This is a genomic window from Undibacterium sp. 14-3-2 (assembly GCF_016595265.1).
GTDB classification, from domain to species: domain Bacteria; phylum Pseudomonadota; class Gammaproteobacteria; order Burkholderiales; family Burkholderiaceae_D; genus Undibacterium; species Undibacterium aquatile.
On sequence record NZ_JAENGS010000003.1, the window covers coordinates 341,979 to 367,941 of the forward strand.

Genomic DNA, 25,963 nt, shown 5'->3' on the forward strand with positions numbered 1-25,963 from the left:
AACCAACATGCATTTTGAATCTCATCATCTGGACATGCCGAAACACCTACTGGCAATTACAGAAAAAAATCTGCCACAAACAGAACACTTGCCGCGTCGTACTTTCCTGAAAATTGCCGGTGCTTCCGGCTTCGCACTGGGTTGCTACCCTTTGCTGGCAAGCGCGGCTGACAATAAGACAGATGCAACGGCACAGGCCGCCAGCGCATTAAAGCCGACGCAACAACCTGGCGCTTTCGTCAGCATAGACAAAAATGGTATCGTCACCGTCACCATTAACCGTCTCGATTTTGGTCAGGGCGTGCAAACCGGCCTGCCATTGATACTCGCTGAAGAACTTGACGCTGACTGGTCGAAAGTCCGCAGCGTACACGGCACCAATAACCCTGCTTATGCAGACCCGGCCTACGGCATTCACCTGACCGGCGGCTCTAACTCCATCAAGCACTCATACACTCAATATCGCGAACTCGGTGCCCGCACCAAAGCCATGCTGGTGAATGCCGCGGCAGCACAATGGAAAGTCGATGCCGCTGGTTTAGTCACTGAAAATGGCTTCGTCGTCGGGCCTGGCGGTAAAAAGCTCGGTTACGGCGAACTCGCAGAAGCAGCGATGCAACAAACTGTGCCGGAAACCGTGGTGCTCAAAGATCCGAAACAATTCAAACTGATCGGCAAACCGATCGGGCGTCTGGATGCAAAAGCCAAATCCACCGGCACACAAGACTACGGTATCGACGCGCATCTGCCAGGCATGCTGACTGCCGTGATCGCCCGCCCACCGGTATTCGGCGCAAAAATTAAATCCGTCGATGACAGTGCCGCCAAAGCAATCAAAGGCGTACAGGCAGTACTGCGCATTCCTGGCGACCGTGGTGGCGAATCCGTTGCCATCATTGCGAATGGCTACTGGCCGGCAAAGCAAGGCCGCGATGCGTTGAAAATAGAATGGGATACCAGCGCCGTTGAAAAAGTCGACAGCGTAGCGCAATTAGCGAGCTACAAAGCACTGGCGAAACAACCCGGCAATCAGAAATACAAGGATGATATTTCTGCGCTGGCAACCGCACCGCATCAGATCAAAGCGGAGTTCGTGTTCCCTTATCTGGCACACACCCCGATGGAACCGCTGAATTGCACCGTTGCGATCAAAGGCGATAGCGCTGAAGTGTGGACAGGCACGCAAATGCCGGGTTTCGATGGCATGGCGGCGGCAAAAATACTCGGCATCGCCCCTGAAAAAGTGCTGGTACACACACTGATGGCAGGCGGTGGTTTCGGGCGTCGCGGCGTCACCACCAGCGATTACGTCAGCGAAGCCTGTCAGGTTGCCAAGGCCGCACAGAGCGCAGGTCTGACAGCGCCGGTACGCACTTTATGGAGCCGCGAAGACGACGTCAAAGGCGGCTACTACCGTCCTATGCATCTGCACACCGCGCATCTGGGCTTTGATGCGAGCGGCAATATCCTCGGCTGGGATCATGTGATCGTCGGACAATCGATTGTTGCCGGTACCCTGTTTGAATCCATGATGATCAAAGACGGTATCGACGGTACTGCGGTTGAAGGCATGAAAGAACCGTACACCATGCCAATGCGCCTGACCGTGCATCATCCTAAACAGAATGTGCCGGTATTGTGGTGGCGCAGCGTCGGTTCAACCCACACCGCCTTTGTGATGGAAACGCTGATCGACGAAATCGCTGCCACCACAAAGCAAGACCCGGTCGCGTATCGCCTGAAACTCATGGCAGGCAAACATCCGCGTCATGAAGCAGCGCTGCAGATGGCGGTGGAAAAATCTGGCTATGGCAAAAAGAAACTGCCCGCAGGTCAGGCGTGGGGCGTTGCCGTGCATGAGTCTTTTGAATCCGTAGTGGCCTATGTTGTCACCGCCACCATCAAAAACGGCGTGCCGAAACTGCTGACCGCCACCGCTGGCGTGCATTGTAATCTGGCAGTCAACCCTAAGAGTGTGGAAGCACAGGTACAAGGTGGCGCCTTGATGGGTTTATCGATGTGCCTGCCAGGCGCGGCGATCACACTCAAAGACGGCGTGGTCGAACAAAGCAATTTCGGCGACTACGTTGTGCCACGCATTACCGACATGCCAAAAGTTGCGGTGCATATCGTGCCAAGCGCCGACGCACCAAAAGGCATGGGTGAACCCGGCTTGCCAGCACTCGCCCCGGCGTTTGCGAATGCGCTGGCACGCCTGAATGGAAAACGCTTACGCGAATTGCCATTTAAACTGGCATAAATCATCCGGCAAAAAAAATAAACCGGGCCGACAGCACTCTGTATCAGCTCTTATTTCTACCCAAAAAAACGGCGCATCGGCTAACTCAGCGATGCGCCGTTTTTCTATTTATTCACATCACTTTCGGCGAATATTCCACGACGGAAAAAATCTCACGTAGGCCACTATGAAATTTGATTCTGGATCAGGTTTTTCCGTTTGTCGCTGCCAGTAGCGGAATGAGTATGGGATTCCAACGATGACCAAAGCATCACGCTGAAAAAATTTCAATCCTGAGATACTTTTTCTTTGCGAAAACGCGACGTTAACATGCAAAAACAGAGCGACAGCCGTAGCACCTGAAGTAAGATCATTCCTGCCTTGTGGGTAATCCTGGCAAGCCGATTACGAACAGGCATCTGAGCTGCTGAAGTCTGGCAACGTGCTCAGTATTTTTTAAAAAAAATAAATCTTAAATATCTAAACCGGAGACAAGTTTATGCGTGCAATATTGAAATTTTTTACTTTTGCTTTTTTCTCTTTGTTCATCAGCCAGTCGGTAATGGCGGCGGAACATGGGACGCAGCAGGAAGCGGAAGCCTTGGTTATAAAAGCGATAGCCTATCTGAAGGCGAATGGTCAGGAAAAAGCGCTGGCCGAATTCAATAATCCTAAAGGCAGTTTCGTCGACCGGGATTTGTATATCTGGGTCACTGAACTGAATGGCAAAGCACTGGCACACGGTGCGAATGCACGTCTGGTCGGCAAAGATTTACGCAGCCTGCGCGATGTCGATAACAAGGCATTTGTTGAAGAAGTATTGGCCGGCGTCGCAACCAAAGGAAAAGGCTGGGTTGATTACAAGTGGCCAAATCCAACCACCAAGGCCATCGAGCAGAAATCCACTTATTATGAAAAAGCAGGCGATCTGGTTTTTGCTTGCGGTGTCTATAAATAAATCTGCCGTGCCAGCGATGCCATGCGATTCAACACCGTTCATCTGCGGCTTAATCAAAATGCATCTCTACGAAAAAATTAAAGACTGCGGCAGCGGCGATAAGTTGGATCAAAAGGAACGGCCTACCGAGAAGACGATTTTGCGTTGCCATTCGCCACTGCTTGCTGTCCCATAGAATTCGGATTTCCTTGCGCCATGCAGTCGGGTCAGATCGAGAGAAACCTGTGCCTGCCAGCCATAGTACGAAGTCGCAATACCCATGCGTGCTTCGCTCAGACTGTTTCGCGCATTGTCGCGGGAATAGAGATAGCCGCCATGCAGAAATGCCTGCCAGCGCTGCATCAAGGCCCAGCCGCTGTTGATCTCGGCATACAGTGTGCGCTCGCCAAATCCCAGATAATCGGGAGAATAATGCAGGCGCACATTCAGCGCCTCACCTGACAGGCCTGCATAAATTTCCTGAAAATTCCAGTTCGGGCTGGAAGGAAAAGAATAGGAAGTCATGCCCGTCTCCCACGCCAGACCAGACGACAGACGCTGCGCATAGCCCGCGTAAGCTGTCCATTGTGCGTGACGACTGTTTTCCGTGGAAAGCTGACCTGACACAACTTGTCCGCCAGCGAACCAGCCAGCCGTATCGTCATAGTTCAACGCCAGACGCACGGCCGCTTTGTCATCGCTGAGCGAGACACCGCGATACATGTAATTGGAAAGAATACCGGCGCTGCCACTGATCTGTGCGTGCGCGGCAGGTACTGAAAGGAAGAACAGAATGCTCAGGGTGAGCGTGAGAATCGGCTGCCGGAACTGGGTTGACACGCGCATGAACATTTTCCTGAAATACGCATAAGGGTTGCACAAAGATCTATCCCCGTCAACGCCGTGCCTTCACTCAGTACAATCGCATCATGCAGTCTGGCTGCCGGAACCTGAGGCCTGAGCTCTTCCAGCAGCGCCAGCATACCGGTGACATGCGCAGCCGCATAAGATGACCCTGTCACCATTCCCCAGCGACCACCCGGCATCGTGGTAGGAATGTCGCGACCGGGTGCCAGTAAGGGGTGCAAGCCATAGCGCGATGCGCCACCATCCGATGCCACTGCAAATACACCCGGCATATTGGCCGGAAAACCACCATCTGCCCGCGCCGGATCTACCGCACCGACCACGCGGATCCCACGTGCCTGCGCCACTTCAACCAACTGTTGCAATAACCGATCCGGTGGACCTGAGAGACTGAGATTAATGATCTGCGCACCGTTCGACACTGCATAATTCAAGGCCTTGGCCAGTGTGAAACTGTTGCAGCGTGTCGCCGTGCCTGCCTGCCAGCATGCACGCAAAGCCATCAGTCGCGCATCCGGCGCAATGCCTTCGATACCGATACCGTTACCAGCACGCGCAACGATGACACCGGCGATGGCCGTGCCATGCAGTTCAGGTACACGTTGCTGTTCATCGACAAAATTTTCCTCCACTGCCACCTGCCCGCTGAGATCCGGGTGGCGGCTCTCCACACCGCTGTCAACCACGGCGACCCTGACCTTACGCCCGGTTGCGACTTTATGCACCTCATCCAGGTGCCAGGGCGCAGCAGCAGGCTGCATACGATACAAGGGATCATTGGCCGCTTGTGCGACAAATCCCTGTATCAACTGCGCCCATTCGACACGACGGTCGTGCAACAACGCATCCAATACGGGTGCCGCTGCTTTTTCGGGAGGCAGGCGCATGCGGTAACAATCCACATTCAATACCGGCATTGCCCAGCCTTCTATCAGCTCCAGCTGATATTCCTGTGCCAGTTCGGCCGCAATGCGCTTACGCGCTGCATGCCCGGCATCTTCACGATAATTCAGGCTGCCATAAGCATCTGCACGGAAGTGTGGCGCAGGGAGATGCAACATCACCAGTATCTCAGCGCTTTCCACCGCTGGCGGCTCAGCTTTCACGTCAGCAAACGACACAATTTGGGGTAAATCCTGCCCGCTTGCGACTATCGCTGCACCGGAGAACAGACATAGCACCAGCATCAGAACGCGCATCATGGCTGGCTTCCGGCGGTCAGCGATTCAGCCATTTCCACTGAGCGCTCAGCGCGTAATGCCTGCAGCAATGGCATCTGATGATCCGGTTCGACTTCCAGCATATAGGCGCCGGTTACGGTTGGTCCACCGATAATCTGCGCCCCGTGCAATTGCAAAATACGCTGCAGATCCTGCAGGCGGGCATCCGGCCTGAAAACGACCAGCACATCCGGCGTGGCAGCGGCACCACGTCCCAGCGCCTGATATACGGGCGTTTCGTGATGCGGCAAGAGTTGAACTGCCAGCAAAACAATGACGGCAAACTGCCCGGCCAACGCCCACCCCTGCCAGCGGGTCGTCTGCAACCAGCGCTGCAGGCGGGCAAACAAGTGAACCGGCTGCGCGGTCGCGGCGACATCCAGCTGCGGCATCAGCCGCGCCAGGGCACGTTCCGGATCGAGACCGGCAGGTAAAGGGCTCTCCGTTGCCAGCAGACTGCGCTGCCAGGTGAGTTCTTCGCGACAGACGGCGCAGTGGCGCAGGTGTTCCTGCACACGACCTGCATCCGCCTCGCTCAGCGCACCGGATGCGTACCAGGGCAGCAATTCCTGCAGTGCCTCATGTTCTGCGTCACTCATTGTGATTGGGGTACTCATTACATTTCTTCCATATGATCAGACAGCATATCCTTCAGTTTCTGGCGCGCGTGAAACATGCGGGTTTTCACCGTATTTACCGGACACCCCATCGTGTCAGCGATCTCCTGATAGGCCATGCCGTGGTAATAGGTCAGGCTGACAACAACGCGTTGCTCGACTGGCAAGCGATCAATCGCCTGGCTCACACCCTGCCGCAACTGATGCGCCACCATCGCGTGTTCCGGCCCGTTTCCTGTTTCGCCTGACGGCTCCTCCTGTGGCTCCAGCGGTTCATCCAGTCCGCGTAAGGCTTTCAGACCCTGACGGTAGGCAATCGCAAAAATCCAGGTCGACGGCTTGCAACTGCCGTCAAACGTAGCGGCCTTCTGCCAGACCACCAGCATCGTGTCGTTGATGATCTCTTCAATCAGCGGCACATTGCGTGTCAGACGGTTCAGAAAACGCGCCAGACGGGAGAAATAAACACGATACAGCACCTGAAAGGCGAGTTTATCCCCGCCGCATATCCGCCGTAATACCGCATTCTCATCCAATTCATCCGCCACACCAGCGCTCCTGCCTGTCCGCATGCAATTTCTCCTTCTGGCACGTCTATACCGGGCGGGGGGAGAAAAGTTCAAATCAAATAAAAAAATAATTTTTTGCCGCAATTTTGAACCATTTTCACGGATGCGGGTATTGACCGTCACAACAATAACGGATTGCCCGACCAACGTGTTTGCTTCGCCACCTTTCTTTTGCAGCTATGCACTTCTCTTTCCTGACGTGGGCACCGTTGTGCGCCTCGTCCTCGTAGCTCCGCTGCTGGAGGAATGGATCATGCGCGCGGGTCTGCATGCGTGGTTGCTGCAACGGACAGCAGCACTGCCAGCGCTGCTGGTCTGCGCGCTTGTCTTCAGCGCCCTGCACTTAGGTGCGGGACTGATGGCAGCGATGCTGGTGTTCTGGCCGGGCTTGTTGTTCGGCGCGATTTACCAGCGCTGGCGGGACTGGCGGCTGTGCGCGCTGATACATGGCCTGTGCAATCTCTTGGTGATTGATGTTTGTGTTTCTTAAACTGATTGGAGAACCGATGAAAAAAATCCGCCCCCCACACCGTCATGCGTTATACGCAGCCGGCATGTGGGCTTTCTTTGTCCTCACACCGGCAGCACAGGCAGCCGATGCGCTCAATGGGAAGAGCCTGTATTTGAACGGTCCCGCTTCCGGCGGCACCTCATGTGCTTCATGTCACAGTGCCTCCCCCGCAAATAATGTGAGTGGTATTCTCGCTGCCGCCAATAACCCGAGCGTGATCAGCGGCGCGATTGCCGCTAACCGTGGTGGTATGGGATCGCTGTACAACGGTAAATTCAATGCCACCGAGATTGCCGATCTTGCCGCCTTCATCGGTAACCCGAATGTGACCGCCTCTGCAGTCGCCTCGCTGGCACCGGCAAGTCTGTCATTTGCAGGCACCACCGTCGGCCAGAACAGCAGCGCCCTCAGTACCACCCTCACCAACAGCGGCAATGCCACACTGAACATCAGCACTATCAGTGTCGGCGGTAGTCATGCCAGTGATTTTGTCATTAACGGCGGTAGCTGTAGCGCAGGCAGCGCACTGGCTGCAGGTGCCGCATGTCAGGTGCAACTGGTATTCCGTCCGGCTGCAGCCGGTGCGCGCAACGGCACGCTGACGATCAGTCACAACGCCACAGGTGGCAGCAGCAGTATCCCGCTGAGTGGCACGGGCAATGCGGTGCCGACGGCCACCGTTGCTATTTCCGCCAACTCCCTGAATTTCGGCTCACTGCTGACCGGCAGCACCTCACCGGCACAGACCATCACGGTGAACAACGCCGGACAAGCAACGCTGAATTTCAGTGCCATCACGCTGTCCGGTACGAATGCCACGACATTCAGACTGGGCGGCACCTGCGCGACATCCACTCCGGTAGCGGCGGGCGGCAGTTGCACCGTCACCGTCACCGCCAATCCTGCTGTTGCCGGTGCATTCAGCGCAAATCTGAATCTTGCCTCGAACGCCAGCAACAATAATGTCACCGTCAGCCTGGCAGGCAGTGCCAGTGCCGCCGCACCGTCGCTGGCTGCCAATCCGGGCGCAGTGTCGTTCGGCGCACAAACGATAGGTGCCGCCGCAACAACGCAAAATATCAGCATCAGCAATCAAGGCAATGTACCGGTTAACTTCAGCAGCATTGCTGTCAGTGGCGCTCCGGCAGTCTCGATCGGTAGCGGCGGTTGCGCCGGAACGCTGGCGGTCGCGACCAGTTGCAACGTGCCACTCTTATTTGCACCGACGGCGGCAGGAAATATCAGCGCCACACTGCTGATACGCTCCAATGCACCGGATCTATCTGTCAGTATCAGCGGTTCAGGCACCACCGCTGCCGTTGCACGCCCTGTGCTGTCGGATACTGCTGCCATCGCTTTCGCTGATACACAGGTCGGGCAGCAGACCAGCGCACACCGCACCACGCTGAGCAATAACGGCAATGCCGCGCTGAAGATCACATCGCTGGTCATCGGCGGCAGTCATACCGGGGATTTTGCACTGGCAGGTAGTTGCGTTACCGGTGCCACAGTCAGCCCCGGCGGCAACTGCAGCATTGATTCCAGCTTCAAGCCGACTGCCACCGGCATCCGGAATGCCGATCTGCTGCTGGTGACAGACAGCGGTGCGCAATTCAGCGTGCACCTCAGCGGTAACGGCATCGCCGTACCGACAACAACACCCAGCCTGACAAGCAACCCCCAGTCGTTTGATTTCGGCAAGGCTACCATCGGCAGTCAGGGTGTGCTGAAACGCTTCACACTGACCAATACCGGCAGTGCCGCACTGACGCTCAACAGCGCCAGCTTCAGCGGACCATTTGCCATCGTCAGCGACAGTAACGCCTGTGCTTCCTTCCCACTGACACTGGCTGCCGGTGCGTCCTGCGATTTACCGGTTAGTTTTCGTCCGTCAACGGCTGGCAGCATCAGCGGCAGTCTGCAACTGCAGGCCAGCAACGGCAACTGGACGATCGCTCTCAGCGGTCAGGGTGAAACCGCTGCTCCGGTGAATAACACGGGCGCACAGTCACAGAATCGTGGCGGTGGCGGCTGCTCCGTAGCGCAAGATGGCAATGACCCGATGTTAGCGGTGCTCGTTGTGCTTGCTGCGGGTGTGTTGGTGTGGCGACGCCGCCGTGCCAGCGCAGCGACCACTGCAACCGCTGCGACTATTGCCACAACGCTGGCTGGCGTTGCAACCTGCGCCGTACTCGCATTGCCTGCACCGGCATCGGCGCTGGAAACAGGCAAACCTGCACCAGCCTTCACACTCAATGGGCCTGACGGCAGCGTCAGACTCGATCAGTATCAGGGCAAACTGATCTACGTCGATTTCTGGGCCTCATGGTGCGGCCCTTGTCGCCAGTCTTTTCCCTGGATGAATGAAATGCAGGCACGCTATGGCAATCAGGGACTGCAAATCATCGGCATCAATGTCGATGCCAAAGTGGATGACGCCCGCAACTTCCTCGCCAGCACCCCTGCCCGCTTCGTTATCGCTTTCGATCCCAGCGGTACTGCGCCGCGCACGTATGGCATCAAGGGCATGCCCAGCAGCGTGCTGATAGGACAAGACGGCAAGGTGCTGTATGAACACAGCGGCTTCCGCGCTGCTGACCGCGAGCAGCTGGAAAGCCGCATCAAAACAGCACTGGGAGTCGCCAAATGAGCCGCCATATTCAGATTCGCCAGGCAATCCGTCCGGCACTCCTTCTGTGCGCCATCGTCAGCGGGCTTTCCGGCTGTGCGCTGACGCCGGTGAAAGCCTGGGAAAAAGGCGAGCTGGCGCGTCCCGACATGCTGATGCAAAACGATGGGCTCGCCACCCGTTTCAATGAACATATCTACACCAGCAAAGAAGCGGCATCCGGCGGCAGTGCCGTTGGCGGCGGCGGCTGCGGTTGCAATTGACAAGGACTACCATGGATCAACAGAAACAGCCCTCTTTAGGACAGGCACTGCTGGCGGCAGCGATGCTGCTGCCGGGTGTCGTTCACGCTGAAACGGCACCTGAACGCGGTGCCATCAGTGTCAAATACCTGCAATACAAAGAAGACCAGCCGGGCATGGACAGAATACGGGTACATGCGCCTGCGGTGTCCGTACTGGCACCGATCGCCGGTGAGTGGTCGCTGGCGGCCAGCGTGACCACGGATGAGGTCTCGGGTGCCTCACCGCGTTACCACACCGCCGTCTCAGGTGCTTCGCGGATGTCCGATTTGCGCAAAGCGGGCGATGTTGCCGTCACGCGCTATCTGCCGCAAAGCAGTATCAGCATCGGTGCGGCATTCTCCACCGAGCATGACTATCGCTCACGTGCGCTGTCGCTGCAAGGCAGCCTTCTCAGCGAAGATAAAAACACGACCTGGACATTCGGCGTTGGCGGCTCGGACGATGCCATCAATCCAACAAACCGTATCGTCAAAGGCGAAAGCCGTCAGACAATCAATGTCCTCGCGGGCATCACACGCGTCTTCACGCCGGTCGATATTGCGCAGCTGACTTACACCCACAGCGCCGGACATGGCTACTATTCCGATCCGTATAAACTGGCAGACAACCGTCCGCGTACACGTGATCAGAACACCTTGCTGCTGCAATGGAATCATCGCTTCATCAATGCCGATGCCAGCAGCCGCCTGAGCTATCGCTATTACCGCGACAGCTTCGGCATCAGTGCCAATACCGTGTCGGCGGAATGGGTGCAATCCTTATCCGGCGGCTGGACCATCACACCGGCACTGCGGGCGTATTCGCAGCGCGCTGCCAACTTCTATTTCGACCCGGTCTACGATGCCAGAATCGGCCCGCCATTCCCGCCCGGCTATATCTTCGGTGGTCCGGCGCTGACTTCGGCGGATCAACGTCTGTCAGCGTTCGGTGCGATCACCGCCGGGCTGAAAATCGCCCGGCAAATCAATCAGGACTGGAGTGTGGATATGAAACTGGAACGTTACGAACAACGCGGCTCATGGCGTCTGTTTGGCAGCGGCAGTCCGGGTCTGGCACCGCTACGCGCAACCAGCCTGCAAGTAGGATTCACACGACTGTGGTAATGCCGGTTCACACTGTCGCGTTCATTGCCATGGGCAGCCGCTGCGAGATACGTATCGCAGCGGCAAATGCAGCGGAAGGGCAACACATCGCTGCACGGGCTATCGCTGAAGTCCATCGCATTGAACGCAAATACTCCCGTTACCAGAGCGACAGTGTGCTCAGCCGCATCAATGCGGCTGCGGGTCTGCATGCGGTTGCCTGTGACGAAGAGACCGTGGCACTGCTGACGTATGCCGACATGCTGTACACCGCAAGCGATGGGCGTTTTGACATCACTTCCGGTGTTCTGCGTCAGGCCTGGAATTTTCGCCACAACGCGATACCACATGCAGCCGACCTGGAAAAATTACTGCCGCTGATCGGCTGGAAAAAAGTAGTACGCGACAAGGCGGGCGTCTTTCTGCCCACACTGGGAATGGAATTGGATTTCGGCGGTTTCGGCAAAGAATATGCCGTCGACCGTGCGGCTGAAATACTGACGCATCTGGGTGTGCAGCACGGCTACGTCAACCTCGGCGGTGACATGCGTTTTATGGGGCCGCGCCCCGATGGCAGCAGCTGGCATATCGGCATTCAGGATCCGCGTGCCAGCGATGCCACCGTGGCGAGCATTCCGGTCAACCGGGGGGCACTGGCCACCAGCGGCGATTACGAACGGTTTATGGAAGTCGATGGCAGGCGCTACTGTCATGTACTCAATCCACACAATGGTATGCCGGTGTCTTACTGGCGTTCCGTCAGTGTGCTGGCTCCGCTGGCAATTACTGCAGGCAGTTGTACAACAACGACCATGCTGCTGGAAAAAGACGGGCTCGGCTTTCTCGAGCGTTCCGGCATGAGTTACCTGGCCATCAATGACGAAGGTCAAATTTTTCGGAGAACACAATGAGTTCCTTTATTCACTGGCTGTGCGCGCTGCTGTTCGCGGTGTGGCTGCCATCTGCACAAGCAGAAGATTTTCTCTCCCCCGAGCAGGCGTTTGTGCTGAAAGCAGAACTACGCGATGCCCACACCATCCGGCTACACTGGACGATGCCACCGGATTATCACCTGTATCGCGAACGGCTATCCTTTACCGGACCAGGCGTCAAACAACCATCTCTGCCCAATGGAAAACGTCAGTTTGACGATAACCTCGGAAAAGAAATGGAAGTTTATTATGGGTCGCTTGCGCTGGATGTCCATTACACCGGCACCGCACCATTTGAACTGACCGTGGGCTATCAGGGTTGCGCCGATGCTGGTCTGTGTTACCCACCTGTCGCGCGCACCTACACCGTTAACCCTGCCATTCCGGGGGAACTGGTGGCAGCCTCTACGGATGAACCCGTTCCCGCACCTGCTGCCACGCAGGTAAGCACACCAGCTGCAGCACCAGCCCCGGCTGCCGCTGCACCAGAAGACGATACCTCGCTCGCACAACGCACCCTGCAAAGCGGCAGCGCATGGCGTATCGGCGGCGCATTTCTGGTATTTGGTCTGCTGCTCTCTTTTACACCCTGCGTATTGCCTATGGTGCCGATTCTGTCATCGATCATCGTTGGCGAAGGCAGCGTCACACGCAAACGCGGCCTGCTGCTGGCAGTGGCTTACAGTCTGGGCATGGCGCTCGTCTACACAGCGCTGGGCGTCGCTGCCGGGCTTGCTGGTGAGGGACTTGCAGGGGCACTGCAAAAGCCGTGGGTGCTGCTGACCTTTGGCGCACTGTTGTTTGCGTTAGCGCTGTCGATGTTTGATGTCTACCAGTTGCAACTGCCGAGCGCGCTGCAAAGCCGCCTGAGCGAATCGAGCGGACGTCAGAGCGGCGGCAAAATCGCCGGTGTCTTTATCATGGGAGCGTTATCAGCAATGATCGTCGGCCCTTGTGTCGCCGGGCCGCTGGCGGGGGCACTGCTGTACATCAGCCAGACCGGCAATGCAGCCACCGGTGGCTGGGCTTTATTCTCCATGGCAATCGGCATGAGCGCACCATTACTGCTGACAGGATTGTCCGCGGGCAGTCTGCTGCCACGCGCCGGGGCATGGATGAATAATGTGAAAAAAGTCTTCGGCCTGCTGCTGATTGCGGTGGCGATCTGGATGATCAGCCCGATACTGCCGGTCAACGCCATGATGGTTCTGTGGGGAACATTCGCTATTCTGTGTGCTGCCTTCCTGCCCACCGGCAAAGCCCTGCCGCCGGGTGCTGGCATCGGAGCCTACGCCGCCAAAGCGCTCGGTATCGTCATGTTGCTGATTGGTCTGTTTGAACTGATCGGTGCCGCCAGTTCCGGCACGGATGTACTGCAGCCACTGGCGCATCTGCGCGGCGGCAAAGCGTTTGCCGGAGAAAAAACAGCAGCTCAGGAAAACACACACTTCACCCGCATCCGCACTCTCGCCGATCTGGACAAAGTGCTGGCAGCGACCAGCAAACCTGTCATGCTCGACTTTTACGCAGACTGGTGCGTTGCCTGCAAAGAAATGGAACGCATGACATTTTCAGACAACCGCGTTGCTGCGGCGCTGCAAGGTATGCAGTTAATTCAGGTCGATGTCACCGCCAATAACACAGATGACCGTGCGCTGATGAAACGCTTTCAGCTCTTCGGTCCACCGGGCATTATTATGTTCAATGCCCGCGGTGCCGAAGTATCCCAAGCCCGCGTGATCGGCTTCATGCCGCCCGACACCTTCCTGCGCCAGCTTCAGCGCATCACCAACTGAGCGAGAACCCCTGATGACTATTCATTCCCGACTCCTGATTCTGGGCTCCGGCCCGGCTGGCTACTCGGCTGCCGTCTATGCCGCCCGTGCCAACCTGCAACCGACGCTGATCACCGGCGTTGAACAAGGCGGCCAGTTAATGACCACGACCGAGGTCGAAAACTGGCCTGCCGATCCCATGGGTGTGCAAGGCCCGGAACTGATGGAGCGCTTCCGTCTCCATGCCGAACGCTTTGGTACGCGCATGATCGCCGACCATATACACACCACCCATCTGAATGAAAAACCGATTCGCCTGATCGGTGACGCTGGTGTTTATACCTGCGATGCCCTCATCATCGCCACCGGCGCATCGGCACAATACATAGGCTTACCCTCAGAGCAAGCCTTCATGGGGCGCGGCGTCTCAGCATGTGCCACCTGCGACGGATTTTTTTACCGCGGACGCGAAGTCGCCGTCATCGGTGGCGGCAATACCGCGGTGGAAGAAGCACTCTACCTGTCGAATATCGCCGCCAAAGTCACGCTGATCCATAGGCGCGACAAATTCCGTGCCGAACCCATACTGGTAGATCGCCTGATGGCGAAAGTCACACAGGGGAACGTCGCACTGAAGCTCAATGCCCGCTTGCATGAAGTGTGCGGCGATCAGAGCGGCGTGACCGGCCTCATGCTGCAACAGGAAAACGGCGAACTGGAATCCTTATCCGTGCACGGACTGTTTGTCGCTATCGGTCACAAACCGAACACCGCCATTTTTGAAGGCCAGCTAGCCATGCATCACGGCTACATCAAAACCCACAGCGGCAATGATGGCATGGCCACCGCGACCTCCGTCGCCGGGGTCTTCGCAGCGGGCGATGTGCAGGATCAGATCTACCGTCAAGCCATCACCAGTGCCGGCACCGGCTGCATGGCAGCACTCGATGCACAACGTTATCTGGAACAGCAGGAAAACTGACGTTTTACTGGGTATCCGGGTTTACCAGCAATAGGTTCAGATAGTATGAGATGTATCAGAGCTATCAACGGTGCACCTGAGGCATTGCAAAATAGTTCCCGGATACCCTCCTGCGGACAAATGCAGGACAGAGAGAGGCAGTGGAGAAACAACACGCACAGAACTAAACTACAAAACTAAACGCGGGCGTCACGTTGCTTAAGACAATAGCTCTGTAACGATTAACTGATTAATCCCAGGCGTCAGGATCGATCACGCCGATTGCGCGAAATGCCGGTTTGCAGAATAAATATCCTTGCATTAGCTCGATACCGGCATCGCGCAGGAAGTCGCGCTCCGCTTTTGTTTCTATGCCTTCGGCCAGTACGCGCACATTCAAACCGGCACAGATCGCCACAATGCCATTGACGATCACTTGTTTAGGCTTGCTGGTGTCGATATTGCGGATTAGATCCATATCGATTTTGACTATGTCCGGCTGGTATTCTGACAGTAGATTCAAACCTGCATAACCAGCACCGAAATCATCGATCGCGGTACGGAAACCGAAGCGACTGTATTCGCGGAAAATGTTGACCAGATGTGGCCGGTCATCGACCCGCTCGCCTTCGGTCACTTCAAAAATAATACGCTCGATAGGAAACTGATAGCGCTGCGCCGCTTCAAACGTACTGCGTATGCAGGCGGCGGGCTGATAGACCGCGTTTGGCAGAAAATTGATCGACAAATATTCCTGCAAACCGAGTTCTGCGGCACCCCGGATCGCTTCTACCCGGCACGCCTGATCGAATGAATAGCGATTTTCATCCGTCACTTTAGACAACACCGAAAAAGCCGACTCACCATTCGGCCCGCGCACAAGCGCTTCATGCGCGTAGATAATACGACTGCGCAGATCAACGATGGGCTGGTAAGCAAACGCGATATCAAAATCCAGCTGCTGACCTTCTTTACATTTCTGGCAAGCAGGCGACGGTGTATTGCTCTGAGCGAGAGGATGCAAATTCATATCGAACCTATTTTTTCTGGAGAAAGGACAGCGCCGCGGTCAGGCACTTCTGTGCTTTATGTCGAATATGGTACCTCGATTTGGTACGATCGTCATGTACGCAAATGAGACGTGCTCATAGTCGAAAGTGGTAAGAAAGCATTAACAAGCACCCTCTGCGAAACCACGTGTTCAGTGTGCAGGCTTTTCGCTCTGATCGACCTGAGGACGGTCAATATCTGCATTGAAAATATCCGGCATAGGCTAAATCTGACAGGAAGAATCAGAAAACTTTCTGAGCAGACTACGCGTAGTCCAGAACAGCGTGGCGCATGAGGGTTAAAATATACTCCCCCCAGTATATTTTGAAGCCCTTTATTCTCAGGGAGATTAGGGGATTTTGTATAAAATAAAGGGGGAGTATGCTGAATTCTCAGCGAGATTCTTTGATCAGGCGGCCTGCCGTTTTTTGCAAAGGGCGGGCATTCATCGGATAAAGACGACCGAAAATCGCGATCTGTTCAGAGGAAATTTCCACGGCTTCTTTCATCACCATCCATAACACTTCTTCGCTGCATGGCGGCGTGGTGAGCGAGCCCATATAGGTGTAGTAATCGCGTTTCTCTGGCAAGAGCTGATTGATATCAATCGCTGTCGGTGCGGCCAGAGCCAGATTTTTTTCCAGCGGCAAATTGTTCCAGATCTGCTGCACGATATTCTGCGCTTTGCCGCGTTCTAACAATACGGCGACCACCGCCAGTTTGCCGTCGGAATCTTTGTGCACCAGATGCACGACCATATCAAAACTCCGGCCATTGACGCGCTCTTCGGATGGTTTGTGGAAATGGAACTGCAGCAGTTCGTAATTACGGCCCATGATGCTGATGTAATTACCCGCCGCAACATTGACCTGTATCGTATGGCCGTTATCAATCACATTGAAACCGGATGGCTTGTAATCAAAGTTGATCGGTTCGAGATCGACGCGGATACCGTCACGGATATCGATCGGTGACTGACGATCACCGATATCGCATTTCGCATTCGCCGAGTTGAGCTTGCCCCAGTTGGTCGGGCCGCCTTCGCCGTCGTAACTCCAATGCACGGCACCGTGCCCACCCATCGCCGCGATAATCGCGGAAGAACCGTGTTCGTTTCCTTCTTTCGATTTGGCTGGCGTTACTTTTCTGACTGGCGCGACATACGCAGGAGAACGAGCAACAGCACGGGTTGAGGCGCGTGCCACATCGTCTTTTTCTTTACGCAACAGGGCGAGACGTTCTGCAATTTTGACCGCCAGTTCATCGGCAGCCATTGCATCTTTGGCAGCGTCTTTGCTTTCCTTCGACTCTTTTTCTTTGGAAGATTTGCGCGTCTCTTTTTCTTTTTCCTTCGGCGCGGACGCCTCTTCTTTCGCAGAAGCGGATGCCTGTTTGATCGGCTTGGACGGAGGTGTTGACGCGTCATTCGCCTGAGCGGAGATCGCAAGCATCAGGGAAATCAGGAGAGCAGAGCAGCGGCGCATAATTAGACGGATTCAGGTCGGGATAGTCTGTTTACGGCCTGCGCTGTTTAAACTTGAATTCCGCTTGAATTCCATCAGGCAATTTAACAATCCTCCACAGACTGGCCGACGAAAGACATGCTGCGCTTGCCAGTCCGTCTTCGGTCAGTCTGTGTGATTAGGTTGCTGCTTACAGCGCCAGCAGACGTGCTTTTGCTGCCTGGTATTCGGCGCTGAAGCGCTGTACGACTTCTGCGACACTCGGCGCATCATCCATCAGACCGACACCTTGTCCGGCACCCCAGATGTCGCGCCAGGCTTTCGCGCCGCTGTTGCCACCGGAACCAAAATTCATTTTGGATTTGTCCGAAACAGGCAGGTTGTCGGGATCAAGCCCGGCGGCAATAATCGATTTTCTGAGGTAGTTGCCATGCACCCCGGTAAACAGATTCGTATACACGATGTCCGCTGCACTCGATTCTATGATGGCCTGACGATAAGCCTCATCCACATTCGATTCTGGCGTTGCCAGCCAGCGTGAACCAATGTACGCAAAATCGGCGCCCATTGCCTGTGCCGCCAGAATCGCGTCGCCGGTCGCAATCGAACCGGACAGCGCAATCGGCCCTTTGAAAAATTTGCGGACTTCACCGACCAACGCAAATGGCGATAAGCCACCGGCATGACCACCAGCGCCAGCGGCGACCAGAATCAGGCCATCGACACCGGCTTCCAGCGCTTTCTGCGCGTGACGGATAGAAATCACATCATGCAGGACGATGCCGCCGTAGCTGTGTATCGCATCCAGCATTTCTGGCGGCGGCGCGCGCAGCGACGAGATGATGATGGGAACCTGATGCTTGACACACACCTCGACATCATGCGCGAGCCTGTCATTCGACTGATGCACGATCTGATTCACGGCAATCGGGCCAACTTTCGCATCAGGGTTGGCGGCTTTGTAGGCAGCTAATTCATTTTGCAGATCGGTCAGCCAGGTATCGAGCAATTCCGCCGGACGGGCATTCAACGCAGGGAACGAGCCAACGATACCCGCTTTACATTGTGCAGCAACCAGCTTAGGGCCGCTGGCGATGAACATAGGTGATGCGATAACGGGTAAAGCCAGATTTTGTAAGGCTTTCGGCAGATGAGAGGTACTGGTCATACTGATGGTCTCCGGTGAACAGATCGTAGTGGATATTTTGCTGCTTTTTTTGTAGGACTTACGCAAAGTTGCCCCAGCGGCGTTATGGCTCCTCGCCGTACTATTCGTACTGTCTTCGTCGCCATGCCTTGCTGGAGCAACTTTGCGTCAGTCCTATTTTGGTATTTTTTTACAAGCCTGATATGATGTTATCAGAAAAAACGTTGTTATTCATGGGCGTCAGCATGAACCGCCTCGAAAGCTAACCTACCTGCCATTCAAGTGAACCCGATGAAACCGAAAGTTGTTGATTTCCGCCAGAGTCAGGAAGCGCTGCGCAGCTCGCTGCGCGAAGGAATGCTGGATGCCGCCAGCCATTTGCTGCAAACCGAAGGCGCTGCCGCGCTGACGGTGCGTAAAGTGGCGGAAGCAGTGAATTGCTCGACGACCTTGCTGTATTCGATTTTCGGCGGCAAAGACGGCTTATCCAATGCGCTGTATCTGGAAGGATTTGAGCGTTTCAAAAGTGAATTTCTGAGCTACGAAGCCACTTTAGCTGACGAGCAAAAAGCCCGCGGCATCCAGCGCTTATGGCTGTATGCGAACAACTATCACGCGTTTGCGCGCCGTTATCCAAGTTATTACATGGTGATGTTTGGCGATGCGATTGCTGGCTTTGTGCCGCCGCCGGAATCGCGCCAGGCCGCATGGGAATCGTTCACGCCGCTGATAGCCGAATTTGAACACTGTATGGCAACCGGTAGCCTGCCGCCATCCAGCCCCAGTGCTGCGGCGCGTCTGTTATGGGCTGCCATGCATGGCGTCATCAGCCTGGAGCTGAAAGGTTTTTATCTGAAACAGGAACATGCTGATGAGCTGTTCCAATCTGCTGTACGCGCCGTTTTGATCTCACTTCAACATCCACCTGGCTAAACAAGGAAACACGATGACTTACCAATGTTTTGACTTCAGCATCGATCAGAAAATCGCCCATCTGCGCTTTAATCGCCCCGACAGCCTCAACACCATGCAACCGGTTTTTTTCCGCGAGCTGGTCGAGATACTGCAAAAATTACAGCGTGAAGCATCGGCGCGGGTGCTGATCATTTCATCCACGGGTAAGCATTTCACCGCTGGCATGGCACTGGATGTATTTTCCGGCAACGGCATCACGCTGGACGATAACAATGCAATCGGCCGCGCCAATATTGCGCTGGTATTGCAGGATATGCATCAGTCATTCAACCTGATCGAACAATTACGCATGCCCGTGATTGCGGCGATACAAGGCGGCTGTATCGGTGGCGGCGTCGATCTGATCTGCGCCAGCGATATCCGCCTCGCCAGCAAAGACGCATTCTTCTGCATACAGGAAATCAATATCGGCATGACGGCCGATCTGGGTACACTGCAACGCCTGCCAAAACTGATCCCGGAAGGCATCGTGCATGAAATGGCGTACACCGGACGCCGTTTACCAGCCCAGCGTGCGCAAGCGGTGGGACTCGTGAATGAGGTGTTTGATACGCAGGAAGCAATGCTGGAAGCGGCCTTGCAAATGGCGAAAGAAATTGCTGAAAAACCGCCAGTAGCGATCTGGGGCAGCAAGCAGGCAATACATTATGCCCGCGATCATTCTACCCACGATGCCTTGCAACAAATGGGCTGGCTGCAATCGGGAATCTGGCAAAGCGCGAATCTGATGGAAGCGTTTATGGCAAAACAACAGGAGCGCGCGACGCAATTCGGTGATCTGGCACCGCTGCATCCGTTCACTGAGGCTGACTATCAGTTGAAATAAGAGTTGAAATAAGTTGAAATAAGCCCGCAGTCAGACCTTAGCGATTATTGAGCAACAGCCCGTCTTCCAGGCGGGCAACGCCAGCACGTACCAACTCGGCGGCGATCTGTTGCAGCAATTCCTGCGCGGGCATGGCTAGCTGACGGGCGGCAGAACGCATCAAACGGCTGCTGTTGAATTGCAGCAGCGCCTGATCCAGATGCAACTGCTGCGTGTCGAGCAGAATAAACGCGAGCAAGACTTTCAGTGCATTGCGGGCATTACGCTGCGGGTCGGCGCTCAGATAATCCAGCCGCTGACGTGCGCGTTGCAAGGCGCCCTGTACATCGCTGAATGGCGCGCCGTGACCCGGTATCACCAGCCGCACATCGAGTTCGCGGATGGTCTGCAAAATGGCCGCCTGCTCGGCAAAGCCGGATTCACCTTCCAACTCAGGAAAAATCACACCAAAGCCGTTTTCCCACAAAGCATCGGCGGAAATCAGTATGCATTCCTGCGGGCAATACAGAATCATCGAATGCGGATCATGCCCGGGTGCCGCCAGCACCTGCCAGTCGAGTCCGCCCAGCCGCAGCTGGTCGCCATCCGCGATACTGCCATCAAAACGAAAAGGATCACACTGCTGGCCGGTCGCGGCGTAGGTGAGTGCCTCCTCATCCCACGCTGCCACGGCAGGCATGTCGGCAACGGGAATCAGGGTGCAGCAGTCGTAAGTCTGCTGCAGCAAGGCATTGCCGCCGCAATGATCAGAATGTAAATGGGTATTGACCAGCAAATCGAGCGCACGACCTTGCAAGGCATGTTGTAACAGCGCCAGCGTTTGCGGCGCATGGGTCACATAACCGCTGTCCACCAGCGCCGCTGTATCGTCATCCATAAACAGGATATTGTTCGACGACAACCAGCCGCGCTCAAACACACGCATGCTGGCAGGAAGTTGAATAAGCGTGTCTGGCATAGGATTTTTCCCGCTGGCTGGCTTAAAACATCCGTTCTTTTACCTGACGCCAGATCTGCAATTTGACTGGGTTACTGGCCGTGCTCCAGCCCGTCAGTTCGTCTATGGTGCGAAAACAACCGGCACACCAGGCTTTTTTTTCATCCATGCGGCAAACGCCGACGCATGGTGAGGGAACTGCCTGCTCAGGGCTGGCGGAATCTGGATCGTAGTCGTACAGAATACTCATGTTTGCAAGGCAATATCGGCAACTGGCGCAGCGGTCATGGCGACCAGTTGTTGTGGGGTCAGGCTGAATACAGCGTGCGGATGACCGGCCGCCGCCCAGACTTTAGGGTATTGCAATAAATCCTGATCGATCAGCATCACACTTTTTTGCAGATGACCGACGGGGCACACACCACCAATCGCATAACCAATCTTTTCGCGGACAAAACGGGCATCGGCTTTCGCCAGCGGCCCGACGATTGCCGCCACTTTTTTCTCGTCAACCCGATTGCTGCCGCTGGCGACCACCATCACTGCCGCATCATCGGCAACCCGGCGAAAAACGATGGATTTGGCAATCTCGGCAACGCTGCAGCCTAATCCGGCTGCCGCTTCGGCGGACGTTCTGCCACTTTCAGGCAGCATCACGACCGGCTGATCGTGGCCTAATTCGCGTAACAAACTGGCGACCCGCTGCGCGGTATCCGGAAGAGCATTCTCTGTACTCATAGTCATCTGCTTAGACAAAATTCTGTTATTGGCACGCAGTGTTTATAACACAGCCGCATCTCTGCTGCCGGACATCCGCTGGCGAAACGTAGCAAGAACCTGGCGAGGAAGCTGACGATCAGCCGCCCCAGCTCTCGAGTAAAGGACGGTGTTCAGGCGGATAATCGGTGCATTTCAGACCCGCGCGATAGGCGTCACCGCTCAGTATCGTATATACACAACTGGCTTTAACAACAACCTGCGTACGTGCCGATGCGTCCTTGACACTGGGGATCTCCATCATCATCTGATAAGACTGTTTTTCTTTCAGCATCACGCTGGTTTGCAGTTGTATGCCGGTCGCAGAAAAATTGACGACTTTGGCAGGAACGATATGACCGGGAACAACTTGTATTGCAGCCCGCCACGACACAGGAAGGCGCGGAGTATTTCTGGATTCATTCATAAAGAAACAATGCAACTGATGCAATAACAATTACTATATGGAAACTTTATGAATTGTAACAATGAATCAGAAAAATACTGGCGACAACCTTGCCATGCGCGAGGGTATTAGCGGGCGTCGAGATACTGCATCGCCGCCTGCGCCGCATGGCGGCCGCTGGCAAAGCAGGCGGTCAGCAGATAACCACCGGTAGGTGCTTCCCAATCCAGCATTTCACCGGCACAGAAGACCCCAGGACAAGCGCGCAACATGGCGCTGGCATCAAGAGCTTCAAAACGGACGCCACCGGCAGTGCTGATGGCTTCATCAATCGGACGCGGTGAAATAAGGCGCAGTGGCAGCTGTTTAATCGTGGCCGCAAGAACGTCTGCCTGTTGCATTTGCTCTTTGCTCAACACTTCATGCAGCAAGGCGATTTTCAATGCATCGAGACCGAGCTTGCTCTGCAAGTGACTCGATAAAGAACGTGAACCGCGCCCTGCGCTGACTTCACTCAGCACACGATCAGCACTTTTATCGGGCAGCAGATCCAGTTCCAGCACCGCGTGGCCGCGACGATTGATCTGCTCGCGCAAGGCTGCAGACAAGGCGTAAATCAGGCTGCCTTCAACACCGCCGGCCGTGATCACGAATTGCCCTTTGCGCATGCTGGAGCGCACATCAGCATCGTGGGCACGGGCGGCCACCGTCAGCAAAGGTTGACCGGCAAATTTGTTTTTCAGAAAATCTGTCCACGGCACATCAAAGCCGCAATTGGCAGGCTGCAAAGGCGCGATATCAACGCCATGCTGCTGCAATAATGGCACCCAGGCACCATCAGACCCCAACCGCGCCCAGCTGGCACCGCCCAGCGCCAGTATCACTGCATCGGCACTGACATTCAAATCACCCTCAGGCGTCTGAAAACGCAACGTCTGCGGTGCTTCGCCCCAGCCTGTCCAGCGATGCCGCATATGAAAGCGCACGCCCTGTTCACGTAAGCGATGCAACCATGCGCGCAGCAAAGGTGCGGCTTTCATATCCACCGGAAACACCCGGCCAGAACTACCGACAAAAGTCTCTACGCCCAGCCCCTGCGCCCAGGCACGCAATGCCTGTGCGTCAAACGCTTGCAAGAGCGGCTGCAAATCGGCGGCACGGCTACCGTAACGCTGGATGAACGCAGAAAATTCTTCTGAATGGGTCAGGTTCATGCCGCCTTTACCCGCCAGCAAAAATTTGCGTCCAACCGAAGGCATTGCGTCATACAAATCCACTTGCACACCTTGCTGGGACAGCGTTTCTGCCGCCATCAGACCTGCAGGGCCGCCACCGATCACGATCACATGAGGTTTACTCGCAGGTGTGGCTGAAGTGGTGGAATGAGGAGCGGATCGGATTGACATGAATAGCTGAACAGAACATGCACGGTGCTGGGAACGCAGACACCGCGCGAGGCATAAAAAGTAGATAGCGGCGACATTTTACGCTGGATACGTCTGCCGCAGCGCAGCCGGAAAAACTATTACTGCACTATTACTGCGCTGACGGCGTTGGCGGTATTGTTGACTGTATGGCGGGCTGAACCGCAGCAGCGTACAAAGGAAAGACCAGCGTCACACCTAAGCCTCGTTCATCCAGCCCCTCAGCCAGCGTCAGCGTCGCATGATGATTGTCGGCGATGCTTTTAACGATCGATAATCCCAGACCGCTGCCCGGAATCGTCGCGTCGGACAAGCGTACGAAACGCTGAAATACACGTTCACGCATCTCCTCTGGGATACCGGCGCCGTTATCGGCAATACGCAGATACACGCCATTTTCGGTCTGACCACAAGCGACTTGTACACGCCCACCCAATGGCGTGTAGCGTAGCGCATTGTCCATCAGATTGCGGAATAAAATCAGTATGCTTTCCGCATGGATCAAGGCAATCCCAGACTGCAGCTCTGCGCTGAAGCTGATTTGCGCTTTTTCTGCCTGCGTCTGCCAACCTGCGATTTGCGGTTGCAGTAAATTCGCCAGATCGGTTTCTTGCAATACCAGGTTTTTGTCGTAGGGTGGCTCCAGCTTTGCCAGCGTCATCAATTGCCCGACCAGCCGGGTCGCACGATCAACGCTGGTGCCTAAGCCCGCTGCGGCCTCTGCCCGCTCATCATCGTTACGTGCGCGCTGTATGACTTGCAGATTGGTTTTAATGGCCGCCAGCGGTGTGCGCAACTCATGCGCGGCATCGGCAGTAAATCGTTGTTCCCGTTCCAGCGTCTGGCTGACGCGTTCAAACAGCCGGTTAATCGCATGCAGCAAAGGATGGATTTCTGTCGGCGCACCACGCAGGTTCAACTGATGCAAATCTCCCGGCATACGCTGAGAAACCTCGTTCGCCACCGTTTGCAGACTACGGAAGACGCGGTTCACACTCCACCACAAGCCGACGACAAGTAATGGCACCACCAACAAGGCGAACAACATTAATTTATACGCAAAACGGCTGCTGATTTCCTTGCGGTGACTACTCGGTTCGGCGACTTGTATCTGCATATTCTGACGCGCGTTCCAGCTGCTGTATGTGCGCCATTCCTGCCCTTCCATACGTATCCAGCCAAACTGATTATCGCTTTCCGGCGATAAGGACGTGAACGCCGTTTCCGGTGCCCCAGCGCTGCGATAGATCAGGCGATGCTGCCCGTCCCAGATCTGAAACAACAGATATTTGCTGTGTTTGCCATCATGTATTTCGGTCAGAGTCGGCGCCGCCATTTCCACATGTTCTTCGAGTTCGTGATCAGCCAGTGCCAGCAGTAAATGTCCGGTTTCGGATAAAGACTGGTCAAACAATTCGCGGCTTTCGGTATCGGCATCCAGATACACAACCACGGCGCTGAAGCACCAGATACTGACCGTCAGCGTCAGTACCAGCGCCAATAAAGTGCGGCGCAGCGACCAGCGCGCGGGCAAGCTCATATTCATTGCGCCTCCTCTGGCGCAGTTGCACCGGGCTTATCAATCACATAGCCCACGGCATGTATCGTGCGGATCAGGTGTTTACCAAGTTTTTTGCGCAGATGATGAATGTGTACCTGAATTGCATTACTTTCGATTTCTTCGCCCCAGCTATACAGCGTTTCTTCGAGTTGTTCGCGGGTGAGCACCCGACCCAGATGTTCAAATAACATCAGCAACACCCGGAACTCCTTGGCGGTGAGAACGACAGGAACCGCCTTCACCGTGACCGAGCGAGCGGCAATATCCATCACAATGTCACCATGATGAATCACTTCGCGCGTACGCCCGCCGCTACGGCGTGATGCAGAACGGATACGCGCCGCGAGTTCATCGAGATCGAAAGGTTTTATAATAAAGTCATCAGCGCCGGCATCAAGGCCTGCGACACGATCTGCAATCTGTTCGCGTGCTGTGACGATCAGTATCGCTCCGGCAAATCCTGATGCCCGCAGCCGCGTCAGCACCACCATGCCGTCCACCTGAGGCAAGCCGAGATCGAGCAGAATACAAGCATAGTCATGTGTTTTTACCGCAGATAAGGCGCTATCCGCTGTCTGCACCCAGTCAACGGCATAACCGGACTGATCCAGCCCGATTTGTGTCGCCCGACCTAATTGGGGATCATCTTCAACTAATAATATGCGCATTGCATACCTCCTGTGGCCTCCTGTAACTGTCGAATGCATTGTAACGGCGAGTTGTTAAGGAGTTCTTAAGATATTCATTCCAGAATACGTCTATTCAAGCCAAGGG

General features: G+C 55.4%; 25 protein-coding genes. 11 read left to right on the plus strand and 14 right to left on the minus strand.

All coding sequences use genetic code 11. The features are described 5' to 3' along the window. Positions 1-7: 7 nt before the first annotated feature. Both Undi14_RS09475 and Undi14_RS09480 read left to right on the plus strand, forming a co-directional pair. Positions 8-2,260, plus strand: a complete 2,253-nt coding sequence (locus Undi14_RS09475; protein ID WP_200179718.1) for a xanthine dehydrogenase family protein molybdopterin-binding subunit — start codon at positions 8-10, stop codon at positions 2,258-2,260. A gap of 478 nt (positions 2,261-2,738) precedes the next feature. Continuing rightward, positions 2,739-3,197: a cache domain-containing protein gene (locus Undi14_RS09480; RefSeq protein ID WP_200179721.1), complete on the plus strand. Its 459-nt coding sequence runs from the start codon at positions 2,739-2,741 to the stop codon at positions 3,195-3,197. 108 nt (positions 3,198-3,305) lie between these two features. On the opposite strand, the gene Undi14_RS09485 is transcribed toward Undi14_RS09480, so the two are convergent. From Undi14_RS09485 to Undi14_RS09500, 4 genes are read right to left on the minus strand one after another with little or no spacing between them, the layout of a single operon-like run. After that, a complete protein-coding gene (locus Undi14_RS09485; protein ID WP_200179723.1) occupies positions 3,306-4,022 on the minus strand; it encodes a TorF family putative porin in 717 nt (238 codons plus the stop codon). After that, positions 3,974-5,245, minus strand: a complete 1,272-nt coding sequence (locus Undi14_RS09490) for a S8 family serine peptidase (RefSeq protein ID WP_234030503.1) — start codon at positions 5,243-5,245, stop codon at positions 3,974-3,976. The genes Undi14_RS09485 and Undi14_RS09490 overlap by 49 nt, the downstream gene beginning before the upstream one ends. Beyond that, positions 5,242-5,880, minus strand: a complete 639-nt coding sequence (locus tag Undi14_RS09495) for a zf-HC2 domain-containing protein (protein WP_200179724.1) — start codon at positions 5,878-5,880, stop codon at positions 5,242-5,244. Before Undi14_RS09495 ends, Undi14_RS09490 begins: the two co-directional genes overlap by 4 nt. Then, positions 5,880-6,452: an RNA polymerase sigma factor gene (locus Undi14_RS09500; protein WP_200179725.1), complete on the minus strand. Its 573-nt coding sequence runs from the start codon at positions 6,450-6,452 to the stop codon at positions 5,880-5,882. Before Undi14_RS09500 ends, Undi14_RS09495 begins: the two co-directional genes overlap by 1 nt. Here Undi14_RS09500 and mrtJ point away from each other — a divergent pair. The 7 genes from mrtJ to trxB are packed head-to-tail and all read left to right on the plus strand — an operon-like array spanning position 6,451 to position 14,665. Beyond that, the gene (mrtJ, locus tag Undi14_RS09505) at positions 6,451-6,939 is read left to right on the plus strand and encodes a JDVT-CTERM system glutamic-type intramembrane protease (protein ID WP_200179726.1); all 489 of its coding nucleotides are present in this window, start codon (positions 6,451-6,453) and stop codon (positions 6,937-6,939) included. The two genes, Undi14_RS09500 and mrtJ, sit on opposite strands and share 2 nt — an antisense overlap. Before the next feature lie 16 nt (positions 6,940-6,955). After that, complete coding sequence (locus Undi14_RS09510; RefSeq protein ID WP_234030504.1) at positions 6,956-9,610, plus strand: choice-of-anchor D domain-containing protein; 2,655 nt, start codon at positions 6,956-6,958, stop codon at positions 9,608-9,610. Continuing rightward, complete coding sequence (locus Undi14_RS09515) at positions 9,607-9,852, plus strand: DUF4266 domain-containing protein (protein WP_200179727.1); 246 nt, start codon at positions 9,607-9,609, stop codon at positions 9,850-9,852. The genes Undi14_RS09510 and Undi14_RS09515 overlap by 4 nt, the downstream gene beginning before the upstream one ends. Before the next feature lie 11 nt (positions 9,853-9,863). Continuing rightward, positions 9,864-10,997 carry a DUF3570 domain-containing protein gene (locus tag Undi14_RS09520; protein ID WP_200179729.1) on the plus strand — a complete coding sequence of 378 codons (1,134 nt, stop codon included), beginning with the start codon at positions 9,864-9,866 and terminating at the stop codon, positions 10,995-10,997. After that, complete coding sequence (locus tag Undi14_RS09525; RefSeq protein WP_200179731.1) at positions 10,997-11,887, plus strand: FAD:protein FMN transferase; 891 nt, start codon at positions 10,997-10,999, stop codon at positions 11,885-11,887. The genes Undi14_RS09520 and Undi14_RS09525 overlap by 1 nt, the downstream gene beginning before the upstream one ends. Next, a complete protein-coding gene (dsbD, locus tag Undi14_RS09530) occupies positions 11,884-13,704 on the plus strand; it encodes a protein-disulfide reductase DsbD (protein ID WP_200179738.1) in 1,821 nt (606 codons plus the stop codon). The genes Undi14_RS09525 and dsbD overlap by 4 nt, the downstream gene beginning before the upstream one ends. Before the next feature lie 13 nt (positions 13,705-13,717). Beyond that, a complete protein-coding gene (gene trxB / locus Undi14_RS09535; RefSeq protein ID WP_200179739.1) occupies positions 13,718-14,665 on the plus strand; it encodes a thioredoxin-disulfide reductase in 948 nt (315 codons plus the stop codon). Positions 14,666-14,894: 229 nt separating this feature from the next. Here trxB and Undi14_RS09540 read toward each other — a convergent pair whose 3' ends face one another. The 3 genes from Undi14_RS09540 to Undi14_RS09550 all read right to left on the minus strand — a co-directional run bounded on the left by Undi14_RS09540 (position 14,895) and on the right by Undi14_RS09550 (position 18,325). Then, positions 14,895-15,674, minus strand: coding sequence for an EAL domain-containing protein (locus tag Undi14_RS09540; protein WP_200179740.1), 780 nt, complete (start codon positions 15,672-15,674; stop codon positions 14,895-14,897). A 412-nt stretch (positions 15,675-16,086) separates the two neighbouring features. Then, positions 16,087-17,145: a carbonic anhydrase gene (locus tag Undi14_RS09545; protein WP_234030505.1), complete on the minus strand. Its 1,059-nt coding sequence runs from the start codon at positions 17,143-17,145 to the stop codon at positions 16,087-16,089. A 202-nt stretch (positions 17,146-17,347) separates the two neighbouring features. Continuing rightward, positions 17,348-18,325: a nitronate monooxygenase family protein gene (locus Undi14_RS09550; protein WP_186897606.1), complete on the minus strand. Its 978-nt coding sequence runs from the start codon at positions 18,323-18,325 to the stop codon at positions 17,348-17,350. 270 nt (positions 18,326-18,595) lie between these two features. Here Undi14_RS09550 and Undi14_RS09555 point away from each other — a divergent pair, with 270 nt between their 5' ends. Both Undi14_RS09555 and Undi14_RS09560 read left to right on the plus strand, forming a co-directional pair. Then, complete coding sequence (locus tag Undi14_RS09555; protein WP_200179742.1) at positions 18,596-19,237, plus strand: TetR/AcrR family transcriptional regulator; 642 nt, start codon at positions 18,596-18,598, stop codon at positions 19,235-19,237. A gap of 13 nt (positions 19,238-19,250) precedes the next feature. Continuing rightward, a complete protein-coding gene (locus tag Undi14_RS09560; protein WP_200179743.1) occupies positions 19,251-20,105 on the plus strand; it encodes an enoyl-CoA hydratase-related protein in 855 nt (284 codons plus the stop codon). 37 nt (positions 20,106-20,142) lie between these two features. Here Undi14_RS09560 and Undi14_RS09565 read toward each other — a convergent pair whose 3' ends face one another. From Undi14_RS09565 to Undi14_RS09595, 7 genes are all read right to left on the minus strand, one after another. Further along, on the minus strand, positions 20,143-21,063 hold the full coding sequence (locus tag Undi14_RS09565; protein WP_234030506.1) for an MBL fold metallo-hydrolase: 921 nt from the start codon (positions 21,061-21,063) through the stop codon (positions 20,143-20,145). 22 nt (positions 21,064-21,085) lie between these two features. Further along, positions 21,086-21,292 carry a DUF1289 domain-containing protein gene (locus Undi14_RS09570; RefSeq protein WP_186884299.1) on the minus strand — a complete coding sequence of 69 codons (207 nt, stop codon included), beginning with the start codon at positions 21,290-21,292 and terminating at the stop codon, positions 21,086-21,088. Continuing rightward, positions 21,289-21,786, minus strand: a complete 498-nt coding sequence (locus Undi14_RS09575) for a YbaK/EbsC family protein (RefSeq protein ID WP_186897602.1) — start codon at positions 21,784-21,786, stop codon at positions 21,289-21,291. Before Undi14_RS09575 ends, Undi14_RS09570 begins: the two co-directional genes overlap by 4 nt. Positions 21,787-21,898: 112 nt before the next feature. Beyond that, the gene (locus Undi14_RS09580) at positions 21,899-22,225 is read right to left on the minus strand and encodes a PilZ domain-containing protein (protein WP_186884297.1); all 327 of its coding nucleotides are present in this window, start codon (positions 22,223-22,225) and stop codon (positions 21,899-21,901) included. A gap of 107 nt (positions 22,226-22,332) precedes the next feature. Further along, complete coding sequence (locus Undi14_RS09585) at positions 22,333-23,610, minus strand: TIGR03862 family flavoprotein (protein WP_200179745.1); 1,278 nt, start codon at positions 23,608-23,610, stop codon at positions 22,333-22,335. A 130-nt stretch (positions 23,611-23,740) separates the two neighbouring features. Next, positions 23,741-25,174 carry an ATP-binding protein gene (locus Undi14_RS09590; protein ID WP_200179747.1) on the minus strand — a complete coding sequence of 478 codons (1,434 nt, stop codon included), beginning with the start codon at positions 25,172-25,174 and terminating at the stop codon, positions 23,741-23,743. After that, positions 25,171-25,857, minus strand: a complete 687-nt coding sequence (locus tag Undi14_RS09595) for a response regulator transcription factor (protein ID WP_200179749.1) — start codon at positions 25,855-25,857, stop codon at positions 25,171-25,173. Before Undi14_RS09595 ends, Undi14_RS09590 begins: the two co-directional genes overlap by 4 nt. Positions 25,858-25,963: the final 106 nt, after the last annotated feature.